Here is a 12,334-nt window from a genome sequence, read left to right on the forward strand (position 1 = left end):
CCGGGCTCTTGTCCCCGGCAATTGACATGAAGAAAAAGCCATCCGATATCGCCTTGCTGGAAAGCGCCCTCGCCACCATCGAACAGGTGCTGGCCCGTGCCGACAGCGACATGCAGGGAGCGCCGTACTTCGGCCCCACCGCCAATATGCCGTTGGACGTCCTGCACTCGAACAAGCCGTCGGAAGACGGCCGTTTTCGCACCAGTGCCGCGCAGTCGGCCATCAACATCTGCCTCGGCTCGGCGGCCGCGTTGATCGACGTGAGCCAGGCGCTGATGAACCGCTCGGTCGACCGCTCGCCGCAGACGCTGGAGCGCGAGTGGCAGACGCTGATCGCGCACACCAAGATCGCCAGCCGCTCGGCCTATCGTGCGGCGCTCATCATGGCTGCGCAGAAGCACGTGCTGGCCGCGCAAGGCGAGTTGCAGACCGACGACGTGTACGGCGTCGCCCACTGAGCGCTAGATGCGCTCGAACACCACGTCCCACACGCCGTGGCCCAGCTTGAGGCCGCGGTTCTCGAACTTGGTGAGCGGGCGGTAGTCCGGCTTGGGCGCATAGCCCGCTGCCGTGTTGCGCAACAGCGGCTCCTGCGACAGCACCTCGAGCATCTGCTCGGCATAGGGCTGCCAGTCGGTCGCGCAATGCAGGTAGCCGCCGGGCGCGAGCCGGTCGGCCAGCTTGCGCACGAAAGGCGGCTGGATCAGCCGGCGCTTGTTGTGCCGCGTCTTGTGCCAGGGGTCCGGAAAGAACACATGCACGCCGGCCAGCATGCCGGGCATCAGCATGTGGTCGATGACATCGACCGCATCGTGGGCGCAGATGCGGATGTTGGAGAGTTGCTGTTCGCCGATGCGCTTGAGCAGCGCCCCGACGCCGGGTTCGTGCACCTCGCAGCACAGGAAATTCTTCTCGGGCTGGAGCGCCGCGATGTGCGCGGTGGCCTCGCCCATGCCGAAGCCGATCTCGAGCACGGTCGGCGCAACGCGGCCGAAGGCGGCGGCAATGTCCAGCGGCTCGGGGCGATAGGGCAGGAGGAACAGCGGGCCCAGTTCGGCGAAGGCGCGTGCCTGGCCCTCGGTGGTTCGACCGGCGCGCTTGACGAAGCTCTTCAGGCGGCGATGCAGGGGATGCGGCGGAGTTTCTTCGTCGGAAGCGGGTGCGGTGGGATCGCGCGCGGGGTCGGTGGCAGGCAGGGTCATCAGGGGGAGGGATTGTAGAGAGCCCGCCAGCCGGCCACCCAGTCGGCCAGTGCCTCTGCGGGCGTTGCAGCCGTGGTGGCCGCCAGCCCGAGCACGCGCGCCGCGGCGTCGAGCGCAGCGAGCGCCGCGGCTGGCGTGCCGGTGTCGAGCGGCGCGGCGCCGTTCTGCTTCGAGAGCTTCTCGCCGTCGACGCCGAGCACCAGCGGCGTATGCAGGTAGCTCGGCGTGGGCAGGCCGAGCGCACGCTGCAGCAGGATCTGGCGCGCCGTGTTGTCGGCCAGGTCTTCGCCGCGCACCACGTCCGTCACGCCCTGGTCGGCATCGTCGACCACCACCGCGAGCTGGTAGGCCCAGGGCCCGTCGGCGCGCCTGAGCACGAAGTCGCCGACCTCGTGCGCCACGTCCTGGCATTGCTGGCCCTTGCGGCGATCGACCCAGTACACGGCCTTCGATGCGCGGGCGGCTTCGAACTGCACCGTGGCGAAGCGCCAGGCGCGCGCCGGCTTGCCGTGCAGTCCGTCGCGACAGGTGCCGGGATAGACGCGTTCGCCGTGCCGGGCGTGCGGCACGCCGCGAAAGGCCAGCGCCTCGTCGATGTCCTTGCGCGAGCAGCCGCAGGGGTAGCTCAGGCCCAGGGCTTTCAGGTGATCGAGTGCGTGCGCGTAGAGCGCGGTGCGCTGCGTCTGCCACACGGGCGTCGCGTCGGGCACGAGCCCGCAGGCTGCGAGCTGCGAGAGGATGTATTCGCCCAGCCCGGGCAGGCAGCGCTCGGTGTCGGCATCCTCGATGCGCACCAGCCAGCGTGCCTGCGGGCCGCGGGCGCGCACATCGAGCCAGCTCGCGAGCGCGGCGACCAACGAGCCCGCGTGCAGCGGTCCCGTGGGCGAGGGCGCAAATCGACCGGTGGAAATCACGCCACTTTGAGCGCCAACGTCAGACCCGAAAGAAACGCATCTTCGACCCGGTGCCCGGTGCACCAGTCGCCGGCCACGCCGATGCGCGCCTTGGCGTCCCACAGGTGCGGCTTGCCGACCGGTACCTGGGTCTGGGCTTCGGGCCAGCAGCGCGCCTGCGCGTGCGAAGGTTCGGCGCGGATGCCGGTGATCTCGGCGAAGGCGCGCAACAGCTTGGCCTGGACACGCGAGGCGTCGTCGCGCAGGTGTTCGTGCGACCAGGCCGCGCTGGCTTGCAGGGTCCAGCGCTCGATGCGATCACGGCCGGGCTTGGAGGATTCGCGCGCCAGCCAGGCCACGCGGTGGTGGGTACTGCGCGCGGCGTTCCATTGCGGGCCGAGATGGGAGAGGTTCGCCTGGTTGGCCTGCGGGAAGGCGATCATCAGCGTCCAGCAGGGCGCGATGCGCACTGCTTCGATCTTCTCGCTGATGCCGGAGGAGAGCTTGCCGTTGTCGAGCAGGGCGCGCGTGCGAGCCGGCGGCACCGCCAGCAGCACGCCGTCGAAACCGGAGTACACGTGTTGCGAATCGTCGGCGCCCGCGGTGCGCAGTTGCCAGCGCTTTCCGTCGAGCGCGTCGCGCTCGATGGTCGTGACCTGGGTGCGCGTCACGAGCGCATCGCCCAGCGGCGCGGCCCAATGCGCAACCAGGGCATCCATGCCGGGCTGGGCAACCCAGTGCGGCTCGCGCGCGGGCAGGGCGGCCTCGGCGACGCGGCCGTGCGGGTCGAGTACGCGCACGAGGTTGGCACTCCAGGGCTTGCAGATTTGCGGCACGGTTTGGAGCACGCGCGCAAAGCGCGGGTCGCGCACGGTGAAGTACTGCGCGCCGCTGTCGAACTTGCCGAAGGGCGTGGATTCGCTCGCCATCCGGCCGCCGGCGGCGGCTTCGCGTTCGAACACGCTGACGCGGTGGCCGGCCTGCGCGAGGGTGCGGGCACAGGCGATGCCCGCCATGCCGGCGCCGACGACGGCGTAGTGGCGCGGGGAGGTGGATCGGTGGCGATCGGCGGGAGGACGGGAGGTGGTCATGTTGAGCGGTCTCGTTTTCTGTTGGCGATCAAGGGAGACTCTAACCGCCTCGACACAATCACCGGCCGCGATGCCTTTCAAGGAGCGCCCGGCGCGTCCCTTCGTGCTCGAACTGTTCGAGCCACCATTTGAGCGCGCGTCCCGGCTTGCCGGCGGTGCGCTCGCGCCATGCGCAATGCATGGTGCCGATCGGCGCCACGCGTTCGGTCTTGCGCTCGACCAGGTGGCCGGCCTCGATGTAGGGCCGCGCCATCGGCTCGGGCAGGAAGCCGCCGCCCAGGCCGTGGAGCTGCGCGGCCAGCTTGGCCTGCATGGTGGGCACGGTGAGCACATCCTGGCCGCCGACGAGATTGACCGTCATGCTCGGGCCGGCGCGCGATGAGTCGGCCGCGGCCACGGCGCGGTGCTGGCGCAGCACGTTGTCGGAGAGGGGGGCGTCGATCCGCGCCAGCGGATGGTGCGGTGCCACCGCATAAACGAAATGCAACTGGCCCAGCGGCCGGCTGCGGATGCCGGTGGCGCCGAAGGCGAGGCTCGAGGCATCGAGCACGGCGCCGACGGCGAGATCGGCCTCGCCGCTGGACAGTGCCTCGATGGTGCCCAGCAGCGTTTCATCGCGCAGCTTGAGCCGGGTCGGCGGGTCGAGCGCGAAGAAGGCGGTGGCTAGGTCCAGCATCGGATCGCGCGCGATCACGCTGTCGACCGCGATCGTGAGCATCGGCTCCCAGCCGGTCGCGACGCGCTTGACGCGGTTGGCCACCGCGTCGATTTCGCCGAGCAGCCACGAGGCCTCGCGCAGCAATTCGGTGCCGGCTTCGGTCAGCCGTGCCTGGCGCGCGCTGCGGTCGAACAGCAGCACGTCGAGGGCGTCCTCGATCTGGCGCACGCGGTAGCTGAGGGCGCTGGGCACGAGGTCCAGCGTGCGCGCGGCCGCGGCAAAGCTGCCGGTGCTCACCACCGTCTGCAGCATCGCGAGCGCATCGGGCGTCAGGACATCACGGGCGCTGGGCATAGATCGTTCAAAAAAATTGAATGATGCCATCAAAAGCCTGCGCTTTCGAGGGCGGGGCCGCGACCTAAAGTTCTGGGCATCCGCTGCGCATGCGGCGCGGCATTCGAAGGCCCCAAGCCATCTGGCGGGGCAGGAGTTCAAAGATGCTTCAAGTTCGCAAGTCCCAGGAACGCGGTTATGCCGATCACGGCTGGCTGCGCTCGTTCCACAGCTTCTCCTTTGCCGGCTACTACGATCCGGCCCACATGGGTTATGGCAATCTGCGCGTGATCAACGAAGACCGCGTCGCCGCGGGCGCCGGCTTCGGCACCCACGGCCACAAGGACATGGAAATCATCAGCTACGTTCTGTCGGGCGAGCTCGCGCACAAGGACAGCATGGGCAACGTCGAATCGATCCCGCCGGGCGACGTGCAGCGCATGAGCGCCGGCCGCGGCGTGATGCACAGCGAGTTCAACCACAAGGCCGACGAGACCACGCACTTCCTGCAGATCTGGATCGAGCCCAACGTGCGCGGCATCGCGCCCGGCTACGAGCAGAAGAGTTTCCCGGATGCCGAGAAGCGCGGACAGCTGCGCCTGGTGGCTTCGCCCGACGGGGCCGAGGGCTCGGTGCTGGTGCATGCCGATGCGCGCATGTATGCCGGCCTGCTCGACGGCAACGAGCAAGCCAGCCTCGCGCTCGACCCGAAGCGCAAGAGCTACGTGCACCTGGTGCGCGGGGAGCTCGAGGTCAACGGCACGAAACTGGCTACTGGCGATGCGGCCCTGATCAAGGACGAATCGCACCTCACGCTCGGCGCCGGCAAGAATGCCGAAGTGCTGGTGTTCGACCTCGCGGCCTGAAGCTGCGTTATTTTTTCATCAACCCAGGAGTACTTTCCAATGGCATCCACCACCACCGCATCCGGCTACGCCGCCCCCGCCGGCGCGAGCGCTTCGCAAGACACGCTCGCGCTCATCGGGCGCATCCTGATCGCGGCGCTCTTCATACCTGCCGGTTTCGGCAAGATCGGCGGCTTCGCCGGCGTCGTCGGCTACATCAGCGCGGTCGGCCTGCCGCTGCCGCAGCTCGGCGCGGCGATCGCGATCATCGTGGAGCTCGGCCTCGGCCTGCTGCTCCTGGTCGGCTACAAGACGCGCATCGTGTCCATCGTGCTGGCCGTGTTCACCGTCGCCACCGCGGTGCTCTTCCACAACTACTGGGGCATGCCCGCCGACAAGGCCTATGTGAACCAGCTGATGTTCTTCAAGAACATCGCGATCGCAGGCGGCCTGTTGGCCATCGCAGCCTTCGGCGCCGGCCGCTTCAGCATCGACAAGCGCTGAGCAGCCATACTTCCCGCATGACCAACATCGTCGTTGTTTTTCATTCGGGTTACGGCCACACGCAGCGCATTGCGCAGGCGGTGGCCGATGGCGCGGGCGCCCACCTGCTCGCGATCGACGCCGACGGCAAGCTCCCGGCCGGCGGCTGGGAGATGCTGGCGGCCGCGGACGCGATCATCATGGGTTCGCCCACCTACATGGGCAGCGTGAGCTGGCAGTTCAAGAAGTTCGCCGATGCCTCCTCGAAGGTCTGGTATGTCCAGGGTTGGCGCAACAAGCTTTTCGCGGGCTTCACCAACAGCGCCGCCATGAACGGCGACAAGGACGCGACGCTGACCTACCTGTGGCACTTCGCCAGCCAGCACGGCGGCCTGTGGGTCAGCCTCGGCCTCATGCCGAGCAACGACCGTGCCGCGAAGCGCGATTCGATCAATTACGTCGGCGGCTACAACGGCCTGCTGACCACTTCGCCGACCGATGCCAGCCCGGCCGAGATGGCGAAGGGCGACCTCGAGACGGCCTATGCATTCGGCGAACGCGTGGCCGAAGTGGCAAGATCTCGATCGCCCCACGGAGAACCACGATGACCGAACCGCTGCTGCTGCTTCGACCGCATGAAAAGGACCTGGGCGGAGGCTTCAAGGTCCGGCGCCTGCTGCCGGCGGCGAAGCGGCGATCGGTCGGGCCCTTCGTATTCTTCGATCACTTCGGCCCGGCGACCGAGGAGCCGGGCAGCGAGCACGACGTGCGGCCGCATCCGCATATCGGCCTGGCCACCGTGACCTATCTTTTCGAGGGCGCGATGACGCATCGCGACAGCCTCGGCGTGGTGCAGGAGATCCGCCCCGGCGCGATCAACTGGATGACGGCGGGGCGCGGCATCGTGCACTCGGAGCGCAAGCCCGAGCATCTGCTCGATGCGAGCTATGTCAACCATGGTTTGCAGCTCTGGGCCGCGCTGCCGCAGGCCCACGAGGAAGTCGAGCCCAGCTTTTCCCACACGGCGGCTGAGCAGATCCCGGCACTCGAAGTGCAGGGCGTGGCCGTGCGGGTACTGGTGGGCGAAGCCTTCGGCGTGCGTTCGCCGGTGAAGACCTTTTCCAAGACGCTCTATCTCGACCTGCCATTGCCGGCCGGCGCGCGTTTCGAACTGCCGGCCTTGGCGCAGGAGATGGCTGTCTACGCGGTTGATGGCGAGATCCAGCTCGATGGCGAGCCCGTGGCGCAGCACACGATGGCCATGCTGCCGGAGGGCGAGGGCGGCATCTTCGAGACACGCGATGCCGTTCGCATCGTGGTCATCGGCGGCGAGCCGCTCGACGGCCCGCGCTTCATTACCTGGAACTTCGTCTCCAGCCGGCGCGAGCGCGTCCTCGAAGCCGGCGCCGACTGGTCCGCGCAGCGCATGGGCCATGTGCCCGGCGAGACCGAATTCATTCCACTGCCGGGACATCCGTTCCAGGTGCAGACGCCGGCCGATACCGGCACGACGCCGGTCTAGCGCTTGATCGCGATGTCCGGGTCCTCGGCGGCCCGGGCGCTGGCGCCGCTCGCACGCGCACTCAGGTCCGGCGCCAAAGTCTCTCGGCCATCGAACACGAAGCACTCGCCGTGGTAGTGCGCGCCGCCGACCTGCTCGAAGTACTTGAGGATGCCGCCTTCGAGCTGAAGCACGTCGGCCACGCCTTCCTCGCGCATCAGGATCGCGGCCTTCTCGCAGCGGATGCCGCCGGTGCAGAAGCTCACCACCGTCTTGCCGGCCAGGTCTTCGCGGTGCTTCTTCAGCGCCTTCGGGAAATCGGTGAACTTGCCGATGCGCCAGTCGATGGCGCCGTCGAAGCTGCCGTGGTCGACCTCGAAGGCGTTGCGCGTGTCGAGCAGCGCGATCGGCTTGCCCGCGTCGTCGTGCCCCTGGTCGAGCCAGCGCTTGAGGGTGGGCGCATCGACGCCCGGCGCGCGGCCCGCGGCGGGCTGGATGGCCGGATGGTCCATGCGGATGATCTCGCGCTTCAGCTTGACCAGCATGCGGCGGAAGGGCTGGGCTTCGGACCAGCTTTCCTTCGCTTCCAGATCGGCGAAACGCGGGTCGGCACGCAGGCCCCGGAGGAAGTCATGCGCGGCATCTTTCTCGCCCGCGAGGAACAGGTTGATGCCCTCGGGCGCGAGCAGGATGGTGCCCTTGAGCGCCAGCGCGTGGGTGGTGGCGCGCAACGCGTCGCGCAGCAGCTCGCCGTCGTCGATGGCCACGAACTTGTAGGCCGCGATATTCAAAATCTCTTGCACGGAGCGCGATTGTAGGGAGAGCCAAACCACATGGTGGGGGTGCTGCTTTCTACAATGCGCACCATGTTCGTTCACCTGCGCCTGCACACCGAGTTTTCCGTCGTCGACGGCACCAACCGAATCGACGAAGTCGTCAAGGCCGCCGCGGCCGACCGGCAGCCGGCGTTGGCGATCACCGATCTCAACAACCTCTTCGGCGCGGTCAAGTTCTACAAGGAAGCGCGCGGCAAGGGGGTCAAGCCGGTGCTGGGCGCCGAGGTGTTCCTCGAAGGCCTGGGCGCGGAGATCGGCGCGCTCACGCGCATCGTGCTGCTGGTGCAGAACATGGAAGGCTATCTGCACCTGTCCGAACTGCTGGCGCGCGCCTGGACGCAGAACGTGGGCCGCGGCCAGGCCCAGGCGGTCTGCAAGCTGGCCTGGATCGAGGAGTTGCAGGGCGGGTTGATCGCGCTCTCGGGCGCGCAGGCCGGCCCGCTCGGCGCGCCGCTGCTGCAGGGCCAGGCCGAGCGCGCGGCCGAGATCGCGCTGCAGTTGGCGGGGCTTTTTCCGCACCGCTTCTACATCGAACTGCAGCGCGCCGGCCGCCCCGAGGACGAGCCGCATGTGTTGGCCGCGGTGCAGCTGGCCGCAAGGCTCGGGCTGCCGGTGGTGGCAACGCACCCGGTGCAGTTCGCCACCGCCGAGGACTTCGAAGCGCACGAGGCGCGCGTCTGCATCTCGGAAGGCGAGATCCTCGGCAACCCGCGCCGCGTGCGCAAGTTCACGCAGGAGCAGTATTTCAAGTCCGCCGCCGAGATGGAAGCGCTCTTCGCCGACGTGCCGAGCGCGATCGCCAACACGGTCGAGATCGCCAAGCGCTGCAACCTAACGCTCGTGCTCGGCAAGCCGCAGCTGCCGAACTTCCCGACGCCCAACGGCATGCCGATCGAGGAGTACTTCCGCGTCGCCTCCTTCGAAGGCCTGGAGGAGCGTCTCGCGCACCTCTACCCCGACGCCGCCAAGCGCGATGCCGAGCGCCCGCGCTACGTCGAACGCCTCGAGTTCGAGATCAACACCATCCTGAAGATGGGTTTCCCGGGCTACTTCCTGATCGTGGGCGACTTCATCAACTGGGCCAAGAAGAACGGTTGCCCGGTCGGACCCGGTCGGGGCTCGGGCGCGGGCTCGCTGGTGGCCTATGCGCTGAAGATCACCGACCTCGATCCGCTCGAATACAAGCTGCTGTTCGAACGCTTCCTGAACCCCGAGCGCGTCTCGATGCCCGACTTCGACATCGACTTCTGCCAGGGCAACCGCGACCGCGTGATCGACTACGTGAAGGACAAGTACGGCCGCGACGCGGTGAGCCAGATCGCGACCTTCGGCACCATGGCCGCACGCGCCGCGATCCGCGACGTGGGCCGCGTGCTCGACATGAGCTACATGTTCTGCGACGGCATCAGCAAGCTGATCCCGAACAAGCCGGGGCAGCCGGTCACGATCCAGTACCCGCCTTCGCCCAAGCCCGAGGGCGACAAGAACAACTACGCGATCGAGATGGAGCCGCAGCTCGCGGCCCGCATCGAGAAGGAAGAAGAAGTCCGCATGCTGGTCGAGCTGGCGCAGAAGCTCGAAGGCATGACGCGCAACATCGGCATGCATGCGGGCGGCGTGCTGATCGCGCCGGGCAAGCTCACCGACTTCTGCCCGCTCTACCAGCAGCCGGGCAGCGACTCGGCCGTGAGCCAGTACGACAAGGACGACGTCGAAGCCATCGGCCTGGTGAAGTTCGACTTCTTGGGCTTGGCCACGCTCACCATCCTCGAGATCGCGAAGGAGTTCATCGTCCAGCGCCACAAGGGTCAGGAGAACTTCGCCTACGAGAACATCCGGCTCGACGACGCGCCGACCTACCGGCTCTTCGCCGAGGGCAAGACCGAGGCCGTGTTCCAGTTCGAATCGCGCGGCATGCAGGGCATGCTGAAGGACGCGCGGCCGACGCGGCTCGAAGACCTGATCGCGCTCAACGCGCTGTACCGTCCGGGCCCGATGGACCTGATCCCCAGCTTCGTCGCACGCAAGCACGGCCGCGAGACGGTGGAGTATCCGCATCCGCTGGTCGAAGAGATGCTCTCGGAGACCTACGGGATCATGGTCTACCAGGAACAGGTGATGCAGACCGCGCAGATCCTGGGCGGCTACTCGCTCGGCGGCGCCGACCTGCTGCGCCGCGCGATGGGCAAGAAGAAGGCCGAGGAGATGGCCGAGCACCGCGAGATCTTCCGCAAGGGCGCGGCGGTGAACGGCATCGACCAGCAGAAGGCTGACGAGATCTTCGACCTGATGGAGAAGTTCGCGGGCTACGGCTTCAACAAGTCGCACGCGGCCGCCTATTCGCTCCTGGCCTACCACACCGGCTGGCTCAAGGTCCACTACACGGCCGAGTTCTTCTGCGCCAACATGACGGTGGAAATGGACGACACCGACAAGCTCAAGGTGTTGTTCGAAGATGCGCAGAAGCACTTCGGCATGACCTTCGAGCCGCCGGACGTGAACCGCGGCAACTACCGCTTCGAGCCGGTCACCGACAAGGTCATTCGCTACGGGCTCGGTGCGGTCAAGGGCACGGGGCAATTGGCGGTCGAGGCGGTGGTCAAGGCGCGGGAAGAGGGCGGCCCCTTCAAGAGCCTGTTCGACTTCTGCGTGCGCGTGGACCGCCAGCGCATCAACAAGCGCACCGTCGAGGCGCTGATCAAGGCAGGTGCCTTCGATTCGCTGCAGCAGAACCGGGCCTCGCTGATCGCCTCGGTCGACCGCGCCTTCGAATTCGCGAGCGCGACCGAGGCCAACGCCTCGCAGGTCGATATCTTCGGCGACTGCGAGCACGGCTCTGCGACGCAGGAGCCCGAGCTCATCGACGCCACGCCCTGGGGCGTGAAGGAACGCCTGACCTACGAGAAGACGGCCATCGGCTTCTACCTGTCGGGCCACCTGTTCGACGAAGTGGCGCACGAGGTGCGGCGCTTCTGCAAGCGCGAGATCGATGACCTGATCGACAGCCGCGAGCAGCAGGTGATCGCCGGCATCGTGAGCGACTTCCGCGTCATCAACGGCCAGCGCGGCCGGCTGGCGATCTTCAAGCTGGACGACAAGTCGGGCGCCATCGACGCGACCGCCGACGAGGCGCTCTTCAACGCCAACCGCAACGTGCTGAAGGACGACGAACTGGTGATCGTGAGCGGCCGCCTGCAGCCGGGCCGCGGCGGCTTCGAGGCGCGCTTCCAGGTGCAGCAGGTGTGGGACCTGGCCGCAGCGCGCTGCCGCTTCGGCAAGTTCCTGCGCGTCGCGGTCAACGGGAAGGCGCCGGACATCGCGCGGCTGGTGCGCGACTTTCCGCCGCGCACCGAACAGAGCGAGCACGGCGAGCTGCTGCAGGGCTTGGCGGTGCGGCTGTCGATGGCGCGCGGCGGCGCGCAGGTCGAGCTGCAGCTGGGCGAGCGCGCGAAGTTCTTCCCGACCGACGCCGCGCTCGCGAGCTGGACGGCGCAGGCCGATGCGGGCCGCGCGGCGGTGGTCTACGAGTAGCGGGCGCTTTCAGCGCTGCTTTGGTTGAAGCACCACTGTCAGCGAAGGGAAGATGCGGCCATCTACGTCGCGCGGTACCTTTTCCGTTCTACGCAGCCCGCGCTCTGCGGCATCGTCCCAACTCGCCAAACCGCTCGATTTGCGTAGCTTGACACCCACGATCGTGCCATCGGGCGCCAAGTTGACGTCGAATTCCGCGGTCGGATTGCCGCTCACGAGATCGGCATCGGGGTAGACGATGTTGGGGCGCACAGCTGCCGCGATCCGAGCTCCGTAGCCGCCCGAAGGGCCGGAGGCCTTCAGCGCAGCCCCTTTCGAGTTGTCGTCACCGCTGGCGCCCGCCAGACCCTGCATGCGCTTGAGCGTGGCTGCACGGTCGGCCGCGGCCTGCGCAGCCGCCTTCGCATCGGCTTCCTTCTTCTTCGCGGCTTCGGCTTCCTGCTTCTTCTTCGCCTCGGCCAACTTCTGCTGCTGTTCCTTCTTGCGCTCGGCTTCGTCCTCGGCGCGCTCCCGGGCTTCCTGTTCCTTCTTCTCCTGCGCCGCTTTCTTCGCGGCTTCGAGCTTCTTCTGTTGCTGCTGCTCCAGCTCGCGCTCCTTCTGCTCCTTCAGCTTCTTCTCGCGTTCGAGCGCGATGTCGGGCGCACGCGGCGCCGGCGCGGGTTCGGGTGCTCGCGCCTGCGGGGGAGGTGGCGGCGGAGGGGGTGGTGCCGGCGTCGGTGCAGGCGCCGGAGTGGGTGGCGTCGGAACCGGCGGCGCAGTGAGGCGCGGCGCGGCCTGCTGCACGGTCGACGACCAGAGCTCGGCCTCGATCGCGGCGTCCTCCGCTTCGCGGCGCCAGCTCACGCCCCAGGTCAGCGCGATGATGAGCAGCCCATGCGCCAGCAGCGCCAGCAGCACGGCACGCGGCGTGCCGCGTTGCGGCGGCGGCGCGAACTCCGGGCGATCGGCGCCGAGCGACATC

The 12,334-nt window shown here is 67.9% G+C and carries 12 protein-coding genes; 6 read left to right on the top strand and 6 right to left on the bottom strand.

Annotation, left to right across the window (positions count from 1 at the left end):
• Nucleotides 1-26: 26 nt before the first annotated feature.
• On the top strand, nt 27-458 hold the full coding sequence (locus BLS74_RS21110) for a hypothetical protein (RefSeq protein WP_093109110.1): 432 nt from the start codon (nt 27-29) through the stop codon (nt 456-458).
• 3 nt (nt 459-461) lie between these two features.
• Here the strand turns inward: BLS74_RS21110 and trmB are convergent, their stop codons facing one another.
• From trmB to BLS74_RS21130, 4 genes are read right to left on the bottom strand one after another with little or no spacing between them, the layout of a single operon-like run.
• Nucleotides 462-1,202 (bottom strand): tRNA (guanosine(46)-N7)-methyltransferase TrmB, encoded by a 741-nt coding sequence (gene trmB, locus BLS74_RS21115; protein ID WP_093109111.1) that lies wholly within the window; start codon nt 1,200-1,202, stop codon nt 462-464.
• Nucleotides 1,202-2,116 carry a tRNA glutamyl-Q(34) synthetase GluQRS gene (gene gluQRS / locus BLS74_RS21120; protein ID WP_093109112.1) on the bottom strand — a complete coding sequence of 305 codons (915 nt, stop codon included), beginning with the start codon at nt 2,114-2,116 and terminating at the stop codon, nt 1,202-1,204. Before gluQRS ends, trmB begins: the two co-directional genes overlap by 1 nt.
• Nucleotides 2,113-3,186, bottom strand: coding sequence for an NAD(P)/FAD-dependent oxidoreductase (locus BLS74_RS21125; RefSeq protein WP_139191722.1), 1,074 nt, complete (start codon nt 3,184-3,186; stop codon nt 2,113-2,115). The genes gluQRS and BLS74_RS21125 overlap by 4 nt, the downstream gene beginning before the upstream one ends.
• A 58-nt stretch (nt 3,187-3,244) precedes the next feature.
• Complete coding sequence (locus BLS74_RS21130; RefSeq protein WP_093109113.1) at nt 3,245-4,198, bottom strand: LysR family transcriptional regulator; 954 nt, start codon at nt 4,196-4,198, stop codon at nt 3,245-3,247.
• 143 nt (nt 4,199-4,341) lie between these two features.
• On the opposite strand from BLS74_RS21130, the gene BLS74_RS21135 reads away from it, so the two are divergent.
• Genes BLS74_RS21135 through BLS74_RS21150 form a run of 4 tightly spaced genes read left to right on the top strand, consistent with a single transcriptional unit; the run spans nt 4,342 to nt 7,027 of the window.
• Nucleotides 4,342-5,043: a pirin family protein gene (locus BLS74_RS21135; RefSeq protein ID WP_093109114.1), complete on the top strand. Its 702-nt coding sequence runs from the start codon at nt 4,342-4,344 to the stop codon at nt 5,041-5,043.
• 39 nt (nt 5,044-5,082) lie between these two features.
• The gene (locus tag BLS74_RS21140; RefSeq protein ID WP_093109115.1) at nt 5,083-5,526 is read left to right on the top strand and encodes a DoxX family protein; all 444 of its coding nucleotides are present in this window, start codon (nt 5,083-5,085) and stop codon (nt 5,524-5,526) included.
• Between the two features lie 17 nt (nt 5,527-5,543).
• A complete protein-coding gene (locus BLS74_RS21145; protein WP_093109116.1) occupies nt 5,544-6,113 on the top strand; it encodes a flavodoxin family protein in 570 nt (189 codons plus the stop codon).
• Nucleotides 6,110-7,027, top strand: coding sequence for a pirin family protein (locus BLS74_RS21150; RefSeq protein WP_093109117.1), 918 nt, complete (start codon nt 6,110-6,112; stop codon nt 7,025-7,027). The genes BLS74_RS21145 and BLS74_RS21150 overlap by 4 nt, the downstream gene beginning before the upstream one ends.
• On the opposite strand, the gene BLS74_RS21155 is transcribed toward BLS74_RS21150, so the two are convergent.
• Nucleotides 7,024-7,809, bottom strand: a complete 786-nt coding sequence (locus BLS74_RS21155) for a sulfurtransferase (protein ID WP_093109118.1) — start codon at nt 7,807-7,809, stop codon at nt 7,024-7,026. The two genes, BLS74_RS21150 and BLS74_RS21155, sit on opposite strands and share 4 nt — an antisense overlap.
• 63 nt (nt 7,810-7,872) lie before the next feature.
• Between BLS74_RS21155 and dnaE the strand changes: the two genes are divergently transcribed.
• Nucleotides 7,873-11,373, top strand: a complete 3,501-nt coding sequence (gene dnaE / locus BLS74_RS21160) for a DNA polymerase III subunit alpha (protein WP_093109119.1) — start codon at nt 7,873-7,875, stop codon at nt 11,371-11,373.
• Between the two features lie 9 nt (nt 11,374-11,382).
• On the opposite strand, the gene tolA is transcribed toward dnaE, so the two are convergent.
• A complete protein-coding gene (gene tolA / locus BLS74_RS21165; RefSeq protein ID WP_093109256.1) occupies nt 11,383-12,333 on the bottom strand; it encodes a cell envelope integrity protein TolA in 951 nt (316 codons plus the stop codon).
• Nucleotide 12,334 lies beyond the last annotated feature (1 nt).

Origin of the sequence: Variovorax sp. CF079, assembly GCF_900101545.1 — a bacterium.
Classification (GTDB): Bacteria; Pseudomonadota; Gammaproteobacteria; order Burkholderiales; family Burkholderiaceae_C; genus Variovorax.